The sequence below is a fragment of the Leeuwenhoekiella parthenopeia genome (genome assembly GCF_020782115.1).
Taxonomy (GTDB): domain Bacteria; phylum Bacteroidota; class Bacteroidia; order Flavobacteriales; family Flavobacteriaceae; genus Leeuwenhoekiella; species Leeuwenhoekiella parthenopeia.
Map to the genome: position 1 here is coordinate 104,182 of NZ_JAJGMW010000005.1, position 18,241 is coordinate 122,422.

At 41.6% G+C, this 18,241-nt stretch carries 16 protein-coding genes; 3 read left to right on the plus strand and 13 right to left on the minus strand.

All coding sequences use genetic code 11. The annotated features are described in order from the left end of the window. Nucleotides 1-148: 148 nt before the first annotated feature. Nucleotides 149-1,243, plus strand: coding sequence for a glycosyltransferase (locus tag LLW17_RS05550; RefSeq protein WP_228229269.1), 1,095 nt, complete (start codon nt 149-151; stop codon nt 1,241-1,243). Between the two features lies 1 nt (nt 1,244). Here LLW17_RS05550 and LLW17_RS05555 read toward each other — a convergent pair whose 3' ends face one another. From LLW17_RS05555 to LLW17_RS05590, 8 genes are all read right to left on the minus strand, one after another. After that, nucleotides 1,245-2,414, minus strand: coding sequence for an O-antigen ligase family protein (locus LLW17_RS05555; RefSeq protein ID WP_228229270.1), 1,170 nt, complete (start codon nt 2,412-2,414; stop codon nt 1,245-1,247). Between the two features lie 106 nt (nt 2,415-2,520). Further along, nucleotides 2,521-3,612: a hypothetical protein gene (locus tag LLW17_RS05560; RefSeq protein ID WP_228229271.1), complete on the minus strand. Its 1,092-nt coding sequence runs from the start codon at nt 3,610-3,612 to the stop codon at nt 2,521-2,523. Then, nucleotides 3,609-4,685 (minus strand): glycosyltransferase family 4 protein, encoded by a 1,077-nt coding sequence (locus LLW17_RS05565; protein ID WP_228229272.1) that lies wholly within the window; start codon nt 4,683-4,685, stop codon nt 3,609-3,611. The genes LLW17_RS05560 and LLW17_RS05565 overlap by 4 nt, the downstream gene beginning before the upstream one ends. Before the next feature lie 4 nt (nt 4,686-4,689). Then, entirely contained in the window at nt 4,690-5,982 is a 1,293-nt protein-coding gene (locus LLW17_RS05570) for an MATE family efflux transporter (protein WP_228229273.1), read from the minus strand. After that, nucleotides 5,979-6,905, minus strand: a complete 927-nt coding sequence (locus tag LLW17_RS05575; protein WP_228229274.1) for a hypothetical protein — start codon at nt 6,903-6,905, stop codon at nt 5,979-5,981. Before LLW17_RS05575 ends, LLW17_RS05570 begins: the two co-directional genes overlap by 4 nt. Next, the gene (locus LLW17_RS05580) at nt 6,905-8,596 is read right to left on the minus strand and encodes a DUF6909 family protein (RefSeq protein ID WP_228229275.1); all 1,692 of its coding nucleotides are present in this window, start codon (nt 8,594-8,596) and stop codon (nt 6,905-6,907) included. The genes LLW17_RS05575 and LLW17_RS05580 overlap by 1 nt, the downstream gene beginning before the upstream one ends. A gap of 17 nt (nt 8,597-8,613) precedes the next feature. Further along, a complete protein-coding gene (locus LLW17_RS05585) occupies nt 8,614-10,107 on the minus strand; it encodes a GH3 auxin-responsive promoter family protein (protein ID WP_228229276.1) in 1,494 nt (497 codons plus the stop codon). Next, on the minus strand, nt 10,107-10,973 hold the full coding sequence (locus LLW17_RS05590; protein ID WP_228229277.1) for a M23 family metallopeptidase: 867 nt from the start codon (nt 10,971-10,973) through the stop codon (nt 10,107-10,109). Before LLW17_RS05590 ends, LLW17_RS05585 begins: the two co-directional genes overlap by 1 nt. Nucleotides 10,974-11,131: 158 nt before the next feature. Between LLW17_RS05590 and LLW17_RS05595 the strand changes: the two genes are divergently transcribed. Further along, nucleotides 11,132-11,338 carry a Sec-independent protein translocase subunit TatA/TatB gene (locus tag LLW17_RS05595; RefSeq protein WP_228229278.1) on the plus strand — a complete coding sequence of 69 codons (207 nt, stop codon included), beginning with the start codon at nt 11,132-11,134 and terminating at the stop codon, nt 11,336-11,338. A gap of 73 nt (nt 11,339-11,411) precedes the next feature. Here the strand turns inward: LLW17_RS05595 and LLW17_RS05600 are convergent, their stop codons facing one another. From LLW17_RS05600 to LLW17_RS05610, 3 genes are all read right to left on the minus strand, one after another. Next, a complete protein-coding gene (locus LLW17_RS05600; RefSeq protein WP_228229279.1) occupies nt 11,412-12,389 on the minus strand; it encodes a DUF4837 family protein in 978 nt (325 codons plus the stop codon). Between the two features lie 18 nt (nt 12,390-12,407). Beyond that, nucleotides 12,408-14,012, minus strand: coding sequence for a LysM peptidoglycan-binding domain-containing protein (locus LLW17_RS05605; RefSeq protein WP_228229280.1), 1,605 nt, complete (start codon nt 14,010-14,012; stop codon nt 12,408-12,410). 85 nt (nt 14,013-14,097) lie between these two features. Then, nucleotides 14,098-15,285, minus strand: coding sequence for a phosphoglycerate kinase (locus LLW17_RS05610; RefSeq protein WP_228229281.1), 1,188 nt, complete (start codon nt 15,283-15,285; stop codon nt 14,098-14,100). A gap of 136 nt (nt 15,286-15,421) precedes the next feature. On the opposite strand from LLW17_RS05610, the gene LLW17_RS05615 reads away from it, so the two are divergent. Then, nucleotides 15,422-16,570 carry a DNA polymerase III subunit gene (locus tag LLW17_RS05615; protein WP_228229282.1) on the plus strand — a complete coding sequence of 383 codons (1,149 nt, stop codon included), beginning with the start codon at nt 15,422-15,424 and terminating at the stop codon, nt 16,568-16,570. 46 nt (nt 16,571-16,616) lie between these two features. Here the strand turns inward: LLW17_RS05615 and LLW17_RS05620 are convergent, their stop codons facing one another. Both LLW17_RS05620 and LLW17_RS05625 read right to left on the minus strand, forming a co-directional pair. After that, nucleotides 16,617-17,183 carry an OmpH/Skp family outer membrane protein gene (locus LLW17_RS05620; protein WP_228229283.1) on the minus strand — a complete coding sequence of 189 codons (567 nt, stop codon included), beginning with the start codon at nt 17,181-17,183 and terminating at the stop codon, nt 16,617-16,619. 215 nt (nt 17,184-17,398) lie between these two features. Beyond that, nucleotides 17,399-18,232 (minus strand): class I SAM-dependent methyltransferase, encoded by an 834-nt coding sequence (locus LLW17_RS05625; RefSeq protein WP_262908937.1) that lies wholly within the window; start codon nt 18,230-18,232, stop codon nt 17,399-17,401. Nucleotides 18,233-18,241 lie beyond the last annotated feature (9 nt).

Here is an 18,241-nt window from a genome sequence, read left to right on the forward strand (position 1 = left end):
AAAAGATTTCCGGTAAGCGCCAAACCCTGAAATACATATTCAAATTAAACGGAAAGGAACAGTGCTATTTCAAATTATGATAATATCTTTTCGCCCCGAAAAAGCTCCTAAAGCCTGAAAGGACCTTTCAGAAACTGAACCTATATTTATGCAGAAAATTAAGATTGTACACCTTGTTGAAGCTTTAGGAGGCGGTGTGTACACCTATTTTATAAATCTTACTCACGTTCTTGCATCTGACCCCCGTTTTGAAGTAACCGTTATTTATAGCGACAGGCGGGAACAAATTGATCCGGGTCGCGTGGCGCAGGACTTTCATCCCCAAACAAAACTCATCGTCATCCCTATGATGCGGGAGATAAGTGTTTCTGGAGATTACAGGGCATTTAAAGCTGTGCGAAAGGAACTGCTTAAAATCAGGCCCGATATTTTACACGTACATTCCTCAAAAGCCGGTATCCTGGGTCGTTTTGCGCATTTGTTTTCACGTAACATTCGTGCAAAATTGTTTTACACGCCTCACGGATATTCCTTTTTGCGAAAGGATGTAAGCAAAGTTAAACGCTCTGTTTTTTTCGCGATAGAATTTTTCACCCAGAAACTCTGCGGAGGCACCATAGTGGCATGCGGTGATACCGAGCTTTTACATTCCAAAAAAATTGGAAAAGCGGTTCTGGTACGCAATGGTATTGATCACGCAGCAATCACTGCTCAACCTCAGCTTAAAACGGCAACTACTGAAAGAATAGGAATTTTAGGGCGTACCACGGCACAGCGCGATCCTCAGCTTTTTAACCGTCTGGCGCTCAACAATCCTGAAATTGAGTTTATCTGGATTGGTGATGGCGAACTCAGGCATTTACTTACCGCACCCAATATCAGGATCACGGGTTGGTTTAAAGAAAACAAAAAGGGTCTTGAACGGCTTGAAAAACTGGATGTGTACTTGCAAACATCGCTTTGGGAAGGTCTGCCCATTGCTGTTCTTGAAGCTGCAGCGCGTGAAATTCCTATAATTGCAACCAACATCATTGGTAATAAAGACATTATCAAACCGGGTATAACCGGTTATCTTTTTGAAGATGCTGAAGATTTTCAGGTTTGTTTAAAAGCGTTGCAGCCCAAAGCAGTTCGTGAAAAAATTGGGCAGGCAGCAGCAAAACGCAACCGGCTTCTCTTTGACAGCACTACCAATTTCAACAAGCTTGCGGCCTTATATGTAAAGAACTTTAGAGCTTCCTGATTTAAAAATAAGTTTTCTCCTCTAAACCGCGTTTCCTGCTTTCGCGGTCCAGCACATAGGCCTGCGCAAAAAAGCAAAGCCAAAGCCCGCTAAAAACAATCCCGTCAAAGCGTATTAAAAAATCATCAACCGTATTTGCCGAAGCAAACAAAACAAAGAAAAAAACGCACAAAACCTGCCGGGTTTTAATGCCAAAATAGAGAAACAGGCCAACGTACATAAGGCTTGTGATCAAACCCAAAACTCCAAATTTGATCCAGAAATCCAGATATTGATTGTGAACAGGAAACTCATATTTGGCTAAAAACTGTTGATCGGTCGTTTTAAAATAGCGTATTAGTTCCTGTTTTCCGTCGGCGGCGCCTACCCCAATGAAGGGATGCTGTTTCACAACTTCAAAAGCCGATTGCCAGATACTCAAACGGGTTACCAGACCATTAAAAACCGTTTCTTCCGGATTTTCGAGTTCGTCGAGTTTCCCCACTTTATCGGTATGGGCAAAAGTGACCGAAGAAAATTTCTGAATGCTGTAGGGAAACATCTTTATAAAACCTATTCCAAGAACTCCGAAAATCAAGACTCCCAGGCCCAGTTTCTTCAATACATTAAGGTCGAAAAGCCTTGCTTTTTGGTATAGGCTTACCAGAATAATTCCAAAAAAAGCATTTGCGATAGCTAACCTCGTATTGATGTAAAAGAGAAGAATTACCGAAGCAATAAAGAACAAAAGAGGTAAAACAACACTTCTGATTTTGGCATTTTGGGCTTTCTCCTTTAAAAAATAGAAGTTAATCACAACTACAAAAGCGGTATGCATATTAAGTGCGGGAGCATGGTTTCCGGTAGAATTTGCGAAGGTGTAACCCATTTCCCAGAGGTTTTTTCCACTGAGGTATTTCAAAAATAATTCAGGCTCTATCCAGGCAAAGCGCAGCAGACATACAACTAAAATAAACGTACTAAGCCAGGCATAATAGCGCAACACGCGCGCGGTGTTAAACCTGTGGGTCTGACTCAGCAAACATACCGGAAGTAGAAGCAGCGACAGGCGCTTTTCGGCATGTTTAAAGCCTTCTGTAAGGCTTTCGTTATTCCACAAAAAGAGCAAATCAAGCAAAAAAGGAGTCGCTATCAAAGCCATAATCAGCATACGATCCTTAGTAAATCGCATCCGCTTGAAAAACAAAAGGTTGTATGCCGCAAAAAGAATAAGCAATAGGGTTGACGGCATTCTGAAAATCAAAGATGTGCCCAAAACAACCAGCCATAGATTGTAACTAAACCGGTATGTCCTTTCTGAAATAATCATAATAGAGCGCAAAATAGATGAGCGGCAGGATGCCAATTTTATGTTTAATAGCCGAGCCTAAATCGGGTTCAAAAACACCCTGCACGATAAAATAGGCCATCACAAAGTAAAAAATCCACAGCATCCTGGGATAGGTTTGCTGCTTGCGTAAAGCATTTGCGAAACCCCATATAAGAAACGCAAACAGCATGAATTGCCAGATTACAAATGCCAGAATCTGGGGTTTGCCCAAAAACTTCAGGCCGTTTACCGGAAGATTTACCGTGAAAAATCCGTACGTGATACTTACCGCTTCCCCGTACCAGGTGTTAACGTTAAGCGGGGGTTCTATCATCGATGCCGCTTCCGGACTGAAACGCCTTTCGCTATTTACTGCTTCGCGGCTAATTTCGCTTAAATAAGGACCTTTTATAAAACTGTAGGACAATGACATTACGATAACGGCAAAAATTCCCAATCCAAATACAAAAGCAATTTTAGTTCTCAATCGCAATTTACCCAGGCCATAAAAAAGCAGACTCAGAACAGGAATTAAAACAAAATAAACTCTAAATAACAGTCCAAAAACGATCAGCAATAAACAGCTTAATACTGCAAACCGGCTGTGGGATTTGTACTTTTTATAAAGAAAACCGGGAATAAGAGCCACAACCAAAAAGTTGATAAACTCCTTAGAAGGCATTGAGGTGTAAATCGCAAGAATAAAAAAGGAAATCCAGACCAATGCGTTTTTGAGGCTTAATCGTGAAAAACCATCGGGAACGCCTATTTTAAAAAGTGCCCAAAAAAGAATCGTTAATTGTATAAAACCTACCAGCCAATACGGTAACAGGCGCAACCCGGTGTATTTATAAAACGCCATAGTTAGCGGATAACTGTCTATCCAGCCAATTTCATTATACAAATCAAGGGTAATGATGCGGGCATCATTGTAAAAGCGACCCGGTAAAAACGTGGGGGCCAGCACTGCTAAAAGCACAGCCAAAAAAGCCAAAACCATAAAAAACAGATGGTCTTTGTTTATTAAAACGGGCTTGTTATTTAATTCAGGTATACTCAAGATGCTGTTGTTCTTCCTAAAATTAGCTGTTTTAACTCAGCCAACTGATTCTTCGATAAATCCTGATTCTTAAACCTCATTTTTTCGCGAAGCTTTGCCCGCAGCTCCGGCTCGGTCACAAGTGTTATCAAAGCTTCTTTTAATTCTTTTTTGTTTGGAGAAACCCAAATGCATTCCTCCTCCTTCAGTTGTTCGGGCAGGCCTCCCACACGCGTGCAAATCATAGGTAAACCGGCACTTATTCCTAAGCTCACAACACCAGACTGGGTCGCCTCAAGATAAGGTAAAACCAAAATATCTGCGTTTTGTAAAAGCGCTGTTATTTTTGCTTCAGAAAGGTACTCCAGATGGTAATCTACTGCTTTGAGCTCTTTAGCTTTAAACGGGTAAATGGGTTCGCCTGCAATTATCAGGCGGGTATTCGGCAATTGTAATTCTTCAAATGCTTCCAGCAACAATTCAACCCCTTTATACTTGCTGATTCTGCCCAGAAAAAGAATGCGGGTTTCGTCGGTTTTTAATTTAGGTGGAAAATTGAAATGCGCTGTGAGAGCGCCATGAGGTATAACCGAAGTAGGAACAGAACTGTTTAATTGGGTTTTGATTTGCTGTTCTACAAAATGGGTTAAAAATATCAAATGATCTGCACGTTTAATCCTGAAATTCTCCAGGTACTGCACCAATCTACGGCGTTCTCCGTGATGCAGAATCCCATCGTGAACGGTATAGATTACCGGCTTATGCAGCATTTTAAAAAGAAGTATAAAAGGCAAGTCCCAAAAATGTCCGTAGGGCAGATACAGCCGGTCATAATTTCTTATCAGTTGAGGCAAAAGCATTAAAAACTGTAGCGGAAGCAAAAAAATACTGCTGAAAAAAAAACTCCATGTGTTGGTATAGGTGTGAATACTGAAGCAATTTTTAAACATGCCACAGGAGTAAGTGCTCTGTTTACTGGTCATTAAATCAAAGCTTCCTTCGGGCAGTTTACGCGCAATATTGAGCGCATATAGCGGCTGACTGTTGCGCCTGGCCAAAGAAAGAATGAGCGTTTTCTGCTTGGAGCGGGCCATAGGTTTAACTTAAAAATACCTGTAGTTTATCTGTTCTGTAAACATAAACCACCACACATACATTCCAAAAAGCGATAGCGATACCGGAAGCAATCGCAGCTCCTTCAATACCGTAGGATGGAATCAAAATCAGGTTCAATACAAGGTTTATTAAAACAGCGATAAGCAGGATGTATTGAAACTGGCGGGCCCTGCCGGTCATATTCAGATATATGGCAGCCACTCCTGAGAGGCAACTTACCAGGTACCCCAGGGCGAGAATTCGAAGGGCATTGTAGGCCTGCGTATAGCTTTCGCCAAAAAAACTTAAAATAAACTCCGGAAAAATCAAAAGTATCAGCAACGGAGGCAGAGATAGAATAAAAATAAGTCGGGATGCACGCTTTAGGAGCGCTTTTAACGCACCTGTGTCGTTCAATTGATACTGGTGTGCCAGATTAGTGGCAAAAAGCGCATTTATCGTATTTAAAACCGTACTTACGATCAAGACCAGCTTTACAGCAGTCGCATAATAAGCTACCTGAGCATAATCAGCATATTTTTTTAAAATAATGATATCGATACTCAACAACAGGAAAAAACCCAAACTGCTTACCGCCATTGGAAAGGATTTTTTTAAAATACCAAGACTTCCCAAGGGTTCTACAGCCGTACTTTTTTTTTCCTTTTTCTTCCACACCAACAAACTACTGATGACTGCGAGCAACACGAAACTCCCCAAAAATACCAGATAAATGTATGATCCTGCGCGGAAGACTTTCAGTAGAATAATTCCTATTAAAAAAGGGGCATATTTGACGATTCCTCTAAATAATTCGGAACGATTGATTTGTCCGTAGGCCCTGAATAATTCGGTATTTAAAGCTGATACGGCATAGAAAAACAATCCGGCCGAGGTGAATAAAACAAGACGTTTTGCCTGTACATCTTCAAAAAAGCTTGTAAACACCTCTTCGGGCAGGCTGAAGACCAGCAACATAATCAAAAGCGAGCTCAAAAAAATCATAAAGATCATCTTGCGGTATATCAACCTCAGCCCTGCTAAATTCTGAGATGCCTTTAAAACCCCGGCGTGATGTAGGATTGCCTGATCAAAACCCAAAACCACAAGGCTACCCCCTATAAGCAATAAGCTGCGTACCAGCTCATACTCACCTACATATACGGGATCAAAAAAATTGGTTAGAAAAAGAGAAATACCCAGTAAAACAGCTACCCCCACGCCTCTTAAAATAAGGGCTAATAAACCCTGAGTGTTTTGTTTAAGAAAAGGTAGAAACTGCCGGGGTTTTATCATTCATCAATACGTGAAGCGGTTTTATGATAAAATCTAAGAACCACGCTGAACAGCAGATAGCCTGCAATGAGCAGGATGGGTAACCAAACGGCTTTGTAGTAAAAAAAAGATTTGTAATCTCTTACTTTTGGTGAATTTACTAGACAAACCAGACAGGTACCTACGTTATCCCATGTTTTGAGCAGCTTATTTTTTTCAATAATAGAATCCTTTACCCGCAATAAAGAAGCCAAATCAAAATCTTCGTAGTTGATATATGCGCTGCCTGTTTTTGTATCCTTTAAACTCCTGTTTATATTGAGCAGGAGACTGTCTATCTGGGCAACAGCAAAGGTATTGGATTCAATCTGAGACGTGTTGATTTCCTGTATTTGAGCAAGATTATTCCGGTAATATTCGCTGCGGGAAAAAAGATCTAAAATAGCCGTTGCGTCCTGCAAATCTGCACGATCATCAACAATCAGGTCTATTTTATGAAGTTCGTAGTTAGATCGTAGCGCTTCTGACTGTAAAAGCGGTTTTGAGCTGTTTATCTCATCGAGAAACATCATGATCTGCTCGTCATCAAGCACTTTAAATTTTTCCAGAATTTCAGAAAGATCCACAACGGGTTCTATTTCTGCAGACTGAATGTGAGGGAACTCAGAAGTTTGCTCAAATTCCTGTAAAGTATGGTAAACAAATGCGGTACTGCCGGCATTCAATTTTACCAGCAGCTCTACTTTTTTGGGTGCTGAAGTAGCCAGCTGCCAGATTAAACCCAGACCTATTCCTGCAGCAAGTAAAATCCCGAGGATTAATGCGCGTTTTAAAACAAAGCGTAAGCATCTAAAAACAAACATTCCAAGAGCATTAAAGCCCGATTTGAAACCCTCTTTGAGGTCTATCAATTCAATGTCGTTAGTAGCGCGTTTTGCTGCCATTATTCGCTAAAAATTTGTTCTAAAATACGCTCGGTTATCAAATACGTGGGTTTTACCCCCGTGGTCCCCAAACCTCCTGAAGCCAGTGTGCTTCCCGTCTCAAGCGGATTATCTGAAGCATAATAGGCATAACGTACTTTTACCGTATCGCTAATGCTTCCGCGGAGTTTTGCTGCTGCCTGTATGGCTTTTTGATAATGTGCGCCTTCCATCTCAAGACCTATGACATTCCAGGTGCTTTCGTAGAAAAAGCGCAGAATATCCCGGTTTTGAAGCGAAGTTCCCAAAACGGTAATCATCGCGCCATCACATACCGAAATGCCGTGCCCCTCTAAATGTTCTTTCTTTAATTGATTTTCAAAAGGATAATTATCTGCTGTACCTTCAAACAAATGGGCTTTTGGGATCATAATATCTCCCTTTCCGCCTTCAAGAATGCCTGCCTTACCCATTATCGAAATCGATTTTACATCGAGATGTACGTTTTCGCGCTTGTTTTCGTAAGGCTTCAGCAATTCTTCCATAGTCTCGTAAGCCTGCTCGCCAAAAGCATAATCCATCACGATAATAACGGGTTCTTTCCCTTCAGGATAGGAAGCTTTAGTGCAGAAGTTATTCTGCTTTAAATCGAGTTTTTTAGTATCAAAAATCTGAATGTCTATGTTTGTACCGCTTTGATCGCGCAGAAAAATCATTCCGTTTTGCTGCGCGGTTTTCTCCACTCGGGCACGCAGTTTGGCGCTACCGGGATTGCTTAGCGTCTCATAAATCTCAAGATTTTCCTTTTTGGCCATTTCCTTTTCAAGGGCAACCGGCGCAAAAAGCGTATTCATCACGCTGTGCATATTGGCACTGATGATGTGAATGGGTCTGCGCAGCAAACCTTTGGCCTCCAGTTCGGTTTTTATGGCATTGGCCCAGATCTCCCCGTGAATGTGATGCCCCAGGCGTTCGCGCAGCAAGGGCGAAAAAGTCACCAGTCTTTTGTCGCTGTCGAGGGCTTCTTCAATAGCTCGCTTGCCCAACCAGTAAATGAGCTTCAAAAAGCGCTTTTCATTATTGGGTGCCGAAAATTTAGTGTAGATGGCCGAAGCTTCCTGAAAAGTTCTGCCCAGAATATTTGCGGTATGTGTGAGGGCAATCTCCCGATCCTCACGGCTCAGCGGTTCTTCATCGAGCACGGCTTTTTCCAGCTTTTTCCAGTCGCGGGTAGTATGCCCTTCCTCATTGATCACCACACGTTTCATGATCTTATGCGATTCGATAAACAGAAACGTAAGGTGGGTTAAAATATCATAGATCTCCGAGCGGCCGCGGGTGATTTCAATGTTCATCTGCTCCTCGTCAATACGATAGCAATTGCGGCGGCGCTTGGGAGGTATAATGGGTTTAAAGTGAGAATCTTTATAGCCCTCATCACTGGTTAAATTGATATAACGGCATTCTTCAATCCCCTCCGGAAGACGGTCTATAACGTACAACAAACCGTTAAGTTCTACCTTTTCTTCGGCAATGGTGCCGTAAATCTCCGGTCTTAAAATAAGCAGCGCCTCACGCAAGGTTTCACCTGAAATACCCATAGGTTTATAAAACCCGCGATTAAACAGATGTCGCATGGTGATATACATACGCTCTATTGCTGCAGAAGATTCCTGCGCCCGTGTTCTGCTTTCCTGTTTTAAAATACTCATGAAGCCAAATATACTTTTTAAAAATTAAGTTGCTCTAAAGCCTCGGCAATATTCCGGTCGTTAGACAGTCTGGGGAGTTTATTCTGCCCGCCCAGTTTGCCTTTTGATTTCATATACATATTGAAGCCTCCCGGCTGAATTTTTCGGATCTCGAGTCGCTTCAAGACGTTACCCGCAATGAGATCGTAGTAATAACTGTTTTGTTTTTGCAGGTTTTCATCTATCGCTTTCGCGAAAGCATTAAGGTCTTGAGGCTCGCGGTCAAACTCGATAAACCACTCGTGATAGGGTAATCCTGAAGCGGGATTGATTTGCGGGGCGACTGTAAACTCACTTACCTGAACCTGGTGCTGTATCGAAGCTTCCGTAAGGGCTTCTTCAACTTCCTTACCGATCACGTGCTCCCCAAAGGCTGAAATAAAATGCTTAATGCGGCCGGTAACTACTACCCGATAAGGTTTCAGGCTTGTAAACATCACGGTGTCTCCTACATTATACGCCCACAAACCTGCGGTGGTAGAAATAATCATCACATAATTTACCCCTAATTCAACCTGGGTTATGCTCAGGCGTTCCGGGTTCTCTTCAAAAAACGAATCGGCTTTTACAAACTCGTAGAAAATACCGCTATTTAGCAGCAAAAGCATGCCCTTTTCGCTTTGCGAATCCTGAAAGGCAAAAAAGCCTTCACTGGCCGGGTATAATTCAATGCTGTCAACCTTTCGGCCTATGAGGTTTTCAAACTTTTTACGATACGGCTCATAATTTACCCCGCCATAAATAAACAGTTCAAAATTTGGAAAAATGGCACCTACAGGAAGGTCTCGCCTGGCTTTTAGCCGTTCAAAATACATCTGCACCCAGGAAGGAATCCCGCTAATGACGGTCATATTTTTGTCATGGGTTTCCTCGACGATGGCATCTACCTTGGTTTCCCAATCGTCAATACAGTTGGTTTCCCAGGACGGCATCCGATTGCGTTGCAGATAACCGGGCACATAATGCGCCACAATACCAGACAGGCGCCCGGTTTTGATGCCATTTTTAGTCTGAAGCTCGGGACTACCCTGTAAAAAGATCATTTTACCATCTACGAAGTCGCTTTTACCGGTATCTGCGATGTAATGCAGGATTGCATCACGTGCAGCGTTCACGTGCATAGGCATAGACTCGGCAGTGATGGGAATGTATTTGGCTCCGGAAGTTGTGCCCGAAGTTTTAGCAAAATACTCCGGTAAACCCGGCCATAAAATGTCTCTTTTACCGGCAACCACCTGTTCTACATAGGGCTTCAGCTCTTCATAATCCCTGATGGGAACCAGCTTTTTAAATGCCTCGTAGCTGTCTATGGCTTTAAAATTATGATCCTCACCAAATCGTGTTTTTTCAGCTTTGCTGATTAAATATTCAAAAACCTGTTGTTGTGAGGCACCGGGGTTACGGCTCCACTTTTTGGTTTTGGATACGATGTATTGGGCAAAGATTTTCGCCGAAATTGATTTAATAGACATTATTCAAATGCGATATAATTAGTAGGATCTACGGGGTAGCCGTTATTCCACAATTCAAAATGCAGATGCGGCCCTGTAGAGAGCTCGCCTGTAGAGCCTGCAATGGCCACCACCTCCCCTGCTTTTACCAGATCACCCTGACTTTGGGTAAGTGAAGCGTTGTGTTTATAAACCGAAATCAAATTGTTGCCATGTTCTATGATTAACACGTAGCCGGTATCTGCCGTCCATTCTGAAAAGATAACGGTACCGTCTGCAACTGCTTTTACCGGTTCATTTTTAGGAACCACCACATCTACTGCGTAATGGCGTTCATCTGCGTCGTAGCCTTCAGTAATATTACCTTTTACAGGCGGAAACAGGGAAAAACTTACTGTAGGTGAAGCCGGATCAAAAAGGTTATAGCGGTCTTCATTTGCTACCTGTTCCCGTAAAATACTGTCTTCTTTAGAAACCCGAAACTCGAGTCCGGCTGTATCTCTGGGCTCTGTTAATGCAATAGAGTCCTTGTTGAAATTGACCTCTGCCACATCACCGGTAAGCACTCTTTTAATGCTGGCCAAATATTGCTGATTGATGTCGAGCTGCCGCTTAAGAGAATCGGTCTCAAACATTAATGCGGTGGCCTGTCTTTTTAATCTTACCGAAGAATAGCCCGGTATATATTCACGTAATGGCGTATAGGCAATGAGTATTGTGGTCAATGCGATAAGAATGATCACAGAAAAGCCTACTAAAATAAACACGTTGAGACGGGTGAGTTTTAAGGAGACGCGTTCCTCAAAAGTGTCTTCATTTAAAATCAACAACCGATACTTGTGCAGCAGTCGCTTCTTTAATTTCTTACGCTCTTTGGTTTTGGCCATGATTTAAACGTGCTTTAGTTGCATACCTCTAAGGTCTCAATTAACGTATGCGTCAACAAATATAAAATTTAAAAAGGCGTTTGCCTACTGCTAAAGTTTTTGATACTACAACGCTTTTTGGCTAATTCTTGTTATCTTTACCTTCTAAATATTGAATTATGAATATACCAGCGATAATATTAGGCATGGTGGGTCCTTGGCAGATTGGGCTTATCGTAGTGATAGTACTCTTACTTTTTGGAGGTAAAAAAATACCGGAAATGATGCGAGGCTTAGGAAGTGGTATAAAGGAATTTAAAGATGCTTCCAGAGATGATGACAGTTCAAAAAAATCTGAAGAAAAATTAGAGGATAAAAAATCATAACAATTATCAAAATTGTTTAAATAAAAAAAGCGCCTGATTAACCTCAGGCGCTTTTTCGTTTTATAAATTCGGTTTATTCACTTTGATCTAAAAATTTGACTGAACGTAAAATAGACTCCAGTTCAAAAAGATTATCCCGCTTGCTTGCAGAAGGCTTAAATACAAAACCTTCAAGCACCAGATAACGATCATTTTCTTTATCGTCGACAGTAAAATTTACAAAAGGCCCGGCCATATAACGGCCTTTAACCTCCCACATCCCTTTCATCTGATAAGCCGGCTTGCCATCTATAGTGGTTTCTTCCAGATAAGGTGCAAAAGCAGCTTCCGTAATAAAACGCATGCCCTCGCTTACGGTAATATTATCGCCACCTATGGAATCGCGCATTTTTATAAGTGATCCCACGGTATTAGAGTCTCGGTCAACCATACTGTATGGCACTTCATAGACCGTAATATTCATATCCCCATGCGGAATGTCTTTACGTATCCAGAAAAAATTATCGTCTTTCTTAGCGTAGCGGTATGCGGTTGGGAATTTCATCGATATACCAAAAGCATCCTGAAGCGGTTTATCCTCTTTTAAAGACAGGCTTATTTGACGGATTTTTTCGGTGAACTCTGCTTTTTTTACTGCATTTACAATTTTAGCACTGTCCTGAGCTATTTGATTAATAATGGCTTCCTCGGAAGGACCTTTTACGATAATCCCTGTTTGAGGACGAGCATATTCATCGTTGATTATAGAAACTCCCGAAGAATCGGCCTGCTCGATTTTTAAAAATGTACGTTGCTTCCGCATAAAGCCTGTAAAGGCCTCTTCCGGCATTTGATTAATCTCAAACATGGGTTCTACCTGTGGTAAACCGTTTACCGGCCCTGCCAGTTTTTCCCTAACGGCCTCCCCCACGGCACCGGCCCACATATCATTTGGCATGATCACGGTGAGGGTATTGAGCACACCTGATGAGCTTGAAAGCACTTTTCCTTCGGGCTTGTCGTTGCAGGCAACCAAAGCAAAGAGCGTCAATAAAAGAATAATTTTTCGCATTGTGTAAAAGAATTAATGTTAGTTAGCGATAACCAGAGTCATTCCCGGTTTTAAGCTATTACCACTAAGATCGTTCCAAACTTTAAGGTTCTCTGCACTAACTCCGGGAAATTTCCGCGCGATAGTCCATAAACTGTCCCCTTTTTTGACAACATATTTTTTGGAAGCCTTGGCGGCTGGTGCAGTTGCACCGGCAGTAGCAACAGGTTTTGTAGGATATAAAATAAGCCGCTGTCCCACACGTAAGCTATTTGACCTCAGGTTATTCCAGCGTTTTATTTGAGACACGCCTACGCTGTAGCGTTCGGCAATTTTACCCAAATAGTCCCCACTGCGCACACGATACGTAACACTTGAAGGCACCTCAAGATACTCGGGCAAGGTTTCTTCTTCCCGCTTCATTTCTTCTTTTGCTGTCGCGTAAATCTCGGTTTCATTATTTACAAAAGGTCCCAAAGCCGTTACCGGAAGGCGCAAATAATAATCTTCATCAGAAACGTAGGGAATAATATCCAGTTTATAAGCCGGGTTTAAGAACTGAATTTCTTCTAAAGAAACCCCGGTGTAAGCAGAAACCTGCTGCAGGGTGAGCATTTCCTTTACCCGTACCGTATCGGTCTCAAAGTAATTGATATCCGGCTTTTGAGGCTTATAGCCGTGTTCTTCGGCATACTCAAAGATGTACATTGTTGCCAGAAAAGCCGGTACATAACCTGCTGTTTCACGTGGCAAATGGTGCCTGATGTTCCAGTAGTTGGTACGGCCACCACTGCGGCGTATGGCCTTACTCACATTACCCGGTCCTGAATTATACGAAGCCAGGGCAAGGTCCCAGTCTCCAAAAATTTCGTAGAGTTTAGAGAGGTATTTTGCAGCAGCTTCCGTAGACATAATGGGATCCATGCGCTCATCTACATACGAACTGATGTCAAGACCGTATAATTTACCGGTACCAAACATAAACTGCCAGATTCCGGTAGCACCTGCATGGGATTTTGCGCGTGGTCTAAGGGCAGATTCCACAATGGCCAGATATTTAAGCTCCAGGGGCATATCGTACTTATCAAAGGTCTCCTCAAATCCCGGAAAATAAAATTCAGAAAGTCCCATAAGGCGTTCTAAAGTGGGCTTATGTCGCTTTAAGTAGCCTTTAATGACATTTTCAAGAGAAGGATTATACTCGATATTGAAAGGTGTTCGGGCATTGAGATCTGCCAGACGCTTTTTAAGCGTTTCTGTGGTGAGTTCAGGGTAATTGACCTCTTCGTACTCGGTATCATCAACTAATGCGCTGATCGAGTCGTAAAGTGTTCCTGTGGTGAGTTCTTCGATCCAACGCTCATCTATTTTAGCCGCGTACTTTCGATCTTTTAAGTTATAGGTAGTACTATCACCCTTAACCTCTTTAAACAAAAAGACTTTTTGATCAGGTTTTGAAGGATTACCCTTCATTTCCTTATTCAGGCTTTGCTGAATTTGTTTGAGTTCTACCGTATCTACAACAGGTAGTGATTTGCTGAGCAGTGCAGCTTCAGCCGGTTTTTCGGTATTGGATTCCTGGGCGTTTAAGACCAGAACAGACAGGCAACTTAATGCGATGCCGAGACTTAAGCTTTTCTTCATAGATATTAACAACGATGCAAACGCTAAAGTCGTATTTTTTAATCAAAATCTAAAACGCCCGGGATAATCCCAAACCTGTGGTATGTTAATTTTGTATAGCTGCGATACCCGGAAGCTCTTTACCTTCAAGCATTTCGAGCATTGCGCCGCCGCCTGTAGAAACGTAACTTACTTTATCTTCGAAACCAAATTGTTTAACTGCGGCTACACTATCGCCACCACCTACAAGTGAAAATGCTCCTTTTTGAGTAGCCTCGTCGATAAAATTACCCAGTTCAATAGTCCCGTTTGCAAAAGGTTTCATCTCAAAAACGCCTAATGGACCATTCCATAAAATCGTTTTGCTTCGCAGTACCACGCTCTTGAAGTTTTCTAGTGATTTTGGTCCTGCATCAAGACCTTGCCAACCATCAGGAATAGCGTTTATAGGTTCTACTTTGGTGTTTGCAAATTCAGAAAAGCTGTCTGCAGCAACCACGTCAACAGGCAGGTGAACATTTACATTCTTTTCTTTAGCCTGCTTTAAAATATCAAGTGCCAGTTCTAACTTGTCATCTTCACAGATTGAGCTTCCTACCTTTCCGCCCTGCGCTTTGATAAAGGTATAGGCCATACCGCCACCAATGATCAGGTCATCTACTTTGTCTAACACATTCTCAATAACAGTGATTTTTGATGAAACCTTAGCACCACCTAAAATAGCGAGTACTGGCTTTTCATTATCGTTTAATACTTTATCGATGCTCTCAATTTCTTTGGCCAGTAAGTAGCCAAAGCACTTTTTCTCTGGAAAGAACTGGGCAACGATAGTCGTAGAGGCGTGTGCGCGGTGCGCGGTACCAAAAGCGTCGTTCACATAAATATCGCCTAGATTGGCCAATTGCTTAGAGAAATCTTCATCCCCGTCTGTCTCCGCATCGTGATAGCGTAGGTTTTCAAGCAGTAAAATTTCACCGGCTTCCAGATCTGCAGCAGCTTGTTCGGCTTTAGGTCCTACACAATCTTCAGCGAATTTTACCTGCACTCCTATGATTTCAGAAATGGTGCCGGTAATATTTTTCAATGAAAACTCAGGCTCGTGATCTTTAGGTCTTCCCAGGTGTGACATCAAAATCGCAGATCCGCCGTCTTCCAGAATTTTTAAAATGGTAGGTTTTGCCGCCTCGATACGGGTTACATCGGTAACTTCAAGACTGTCGTTTAGCGGAACATTAAAATCTACCCGGATCAGGGCTTTTTTATCTTTAAAATTGAAATCGTCAATAGTTTTCATGAAATTTTGCTTTTACGGTTAGCTATTATTTTAAGGTTGATTGGTCTTTAATGATGTAACGCCTTAAGCGTCACAGAGCCAACAAATATAACAGATAGGCTCAGAAAATACGTTACATTTCTGTTATATTTGGCGCATGCAGTTTCAATCTATATTAGGGCAGCAGTTTATAAAAAACCACCTGACTACCAGCGTAGACCGTAAACGCATCGCACACGCCCAACTTTTTGTGGGAACCAGTGGAAGTGGTGTTTTACCCTGTGCCGTAGCTTACGCCCAATACCTTATTTGCGCTAATGCTGATGGTGAAAATAGCGGTGGTAATACCTCCTGCAATGTCAAGTTTGAGCATCTTTCACATCCTGACCTGCATTTCGCGTTTCCGGTAGCGACGACAGATTCGGTTAAATCCCATCCGGTATCTGATCACTTTGCAAAAGAATGGCGCGAATTTTTCGGCAAAAATCCCTATGGAAGTCTTTACGACTGGCATCAACATCTCGGCATTGAGAAAAAACAGGGGAAAATTGGGGTTGATGAGGCTCAGGATATCGTGCGGAAACTCTCCTTGAAATCTTATGAAGGCGGCTATAAAGTGATGATCATCTGGATGGCCGATAAAATGAATACCTCGGCTTCAAACAAGTTGCTTAAGTTGATTGAAGAGCCTCCGCAAAAAACCGTTTTTATACTCGTCGCGGAAAACGAAGATCAAATACTGGACACCATTAAATCGCGTTGCCAGATCCTGCACTTCCCTCCTCTTGCCTCGGAAGCACTGGAAGAGGCGCTGATAAGCAAACACTATTGCACTAAAACCGAAGCTCAAAAAATTGCCGTAAAAGCTCACGGAGACTATAATCTGGCGCTGCATTTACTGGAGAATAACAGCGAGGAAGAAGAATATGAGACCTGGTTTGTAGACTGGGTGCGTACTGCATTTAAAGCTCGTGGGAATAAAAAGGCCATACTCGATCTTATTGCCTGGAGCGAAAACATTGCCTCAAAAGGAAGAGAAACACAAAAAAGTTTTTTAGGCTATTGTGAAGATTTTTTTAGGCAAGCCTTATTGTTGAATTATAATGCTTCAGAACTGGTTTATTTACAACCTTCTACCCAATTTGAACTGGCCAAATTTGCTCCTTATGTACATGGCAATAATATAAATGGGGTGATTGAAGAACTGCAGACAGCCTCGTATCACATTGAGCGCAATGGCAATGCGAAGATTATTCTAACTGATCTTTCCATAAAACTTACCCGTTTACTACACACCAAAGCATAAAAAAAGCTGTCTTTGGAGACAGCTTTTTAATACTTTTTGATTCGGCTTAGTTAAGACTATCAGCAGGCTTTTCAGTTTCAGCAGGTTCAGCAACTTCTTTACCACCAGAAGTATATTTATCGTTTAGTTCTTTTAGGATTTCATCAGTTAGATCTAATTCTTCTTTACCGTAAAGAATATTAGCCCCTTCATTTTTTCCGTAGATATACTCATACTCGTTTTTCTTCCCGTAGTCTGCAATAAAATCACGCACTTTTTTGATAATGGTGTCAATCTCAGCCTGGCTCTCCTGCTGAATCTGACCTCCACGCACTTGTTGTGCCTGTTGAATCTGTTGTTGAAGTGCTCCTAACTCCTGCTCTTTTTGCTGACGTTCTGCCGGACTCATAGTAGCGGCATTTTGCTGATATAAATCAACCTTGATCTGAAAAGCCTGAATTTGTGGTTCAAGATCTGAACGCACCTCGTCACTAAGTTTAGTATACTTATCCTGTACTTCGGTAAGTTCGGTATACTCTTCAAATAATTTTTGGGTATCTACAAAACCAGTTTTTGATTTTGAACAAGAAGATACCAGAAATGCTAAAAGCATTAATTGAGCTATAATTTTCATGTTTGTTAAAATTTGGTGCAAATGTAAGATTAGCACGCATTAAAAAAAGATTTTGTAAAAATAAATTTACAATAAGCCGAATCTATGCAGGAATTTAAACAAATAGTCAAAAGCAATAAAAAACGACTTCATATAAGACGATCTCAGGGCTTTTTGGAAATTTAGCTATCACTTACCTGACAAGATTAAAATAACACCATCTAAAGGCTTTATTTTTAGTTTTCGTCCTTTTTAAAGACAAAAATCAGTGAAGAATACTCTTTGCTAATCAAAGCTTTTATATTGGATCGTAATCCATTTAAAAAACCGGATAAAAATGGAATTTTAGTTCCTTTGTATTTTTCGGAAAGCAGGCTCACATAAAATGAGTCGAAAATAAGAGGTCTTTGAGCTATAAGTTTAAAACCTTCCTTTTCAAAAATAAGTTTGATGCTTTGAGCGGAAAAGTGGTGCAGGTGTCGGGGCACATCCCAGGCTGCCCAAAATTCTTTATAATGCCGGGCATCATAAGAATTAAAATTTGGAACAGCGATAACCGCTATTCCGTCTGAAGAAAGATGTTGATGAATCCACTGAATTTGCTTTTCGGTGTCCGGTACATGTTCTAAAACATGCCACATACTAATCACCTGAAATGTTTCGGCCTTTAAAGCTTCTGCGCTTTCAAAAAGTGTAATTCCTTTTCGTTCTGCATGCGTCCGTGCAACTGCACTAGGTTCGAGACCGCTTACCTCCCAACCTTCCTTTTTAGCGAATTTTAGAAAATCTCCGGTTCCTGCTCCGATATCTAAAAGTTTGCCTTTGCCACAATATTTTTCAATAAGTGCCAATTTACGTTTCAACATAAAACGCTTTACGGTCTGATACGCCTTTTCGGTTAATCCTTCCTTAGCATCTGTATGAGAAATATAATTGTCAGTCTTGTAATAATCTTCCAGGTTTGAAGGTACAGGTTGGGTCGTGTACTTGTCTAAATAGGAATCGTAAACCAGTTCAAACTCTTCCTGCGAACAGGAATAATCTTTAATTTTTAAACGGTTTTTTTTCAAAATAAATTA

Excerpts from the sequence above, each read along its gene's own strand:
- LLW17_RS05550 (WP_228229269.1), top strand. The coding sequence starts at position 149 with ATGCAGAAAATTAAGATTGTACACCTTGTTGAAGCTTTAGGAGGCGGT.
- LLW17_RS05555 (WP_228229270.1), bottom strand. The coding sequence starts at position 2,414 with ATGCGATTTACTAAGGATCGTATGCTGATTATGGCTTTGATAGCGACT.
- LLW17_RS05565 (WP_228229272.1), bottom strand. The coding sequence starts at position 4,685 with ATGGCCCGCTCCAAGCAGAAAACGCTCATTCTTTCTTTGGCCAGGCGC.
- LLW17_RS05570 (WP_228229273.1), bottom strand. The coding sequence starts at position 5,982 with ATGATAAAACCCCGGCAGTTTCTACCTTTTCTTAAACAAAACACTCAG.
- LLW17_RS05575 (WP_228229274.1), bottom strand. The coding sequence starts at position 6,905 with ATGGCAGCAAAACGCGCTACTAACGACATTGAATTGATAGACCTCAAA.
- LLW17_RS05580 (WP_228229275.1), bottom strand. The coding sequence starts at position 8,596 with ATGAGTATTTTAAAACAGGAAAGCAGAACACGGGCGCAGGAATCTTCT.
- LLW17_RS05585 (WP_228229276.1), bottom strand. The coding sequence starts at position 10,107 with ATGTCTATTAAATCAATTTCGGCGAAAATCTTTGCCCAATACATCGTA.
- LLW17_RS05590 (WP_228229277.1), bottom strand. The coding sequence starts at position 10,973 with ATGGCCAAAACCAAAGAGCGTAAGAAATTAAAGAAGCGACTGCTGCAC.
- LLW17_RS05595 (WP_228229278.1), top strand. The coding sequence starts at position 11,132 with ATGAATATACCAGCGATAATATTAGGCATGGTGGGTCCTTGGCAGATT.
- LLW17_RS05600 (WP_228229279.1), bottom strand. The coding sequence starts at position 12,389 with ATGCGAAAAATTATTCTTTTATTGACGCTCTTTGCTTTGGTTGCCTGC.
- LLW17_RS05605 (WP_228229280.1), bottom strand. The coding sequence starts at position 14,012 with ATGAAGAAAAGCTTAAGTCTCGGCATCGCATTAAGTTGCCTGTCTGTT.
- LLW17_RS05610 (WP_228229281.1), bottom strand. The coding sequence starts at position 15,285 with ATGAAAACTATTGACGATTTCAATTTTAAAGATAAAAAAGCCCTGATC.
- LLW17_RS05615 (WP_228229282.1), top strand. The coding sequence starts at position 15,422 with ATGCAGTTTCAATCTATATTAGGGCAGCAGTTTATAAAAAACCACCTG.
- LLW17_RS05620 (WP_228229283.1), bottom strand. The coding sequence starts at position 17,183 with ATGAAAATTATAGCTCAATTAATGCTTTTAGCATTTCTGGTATCTTCT.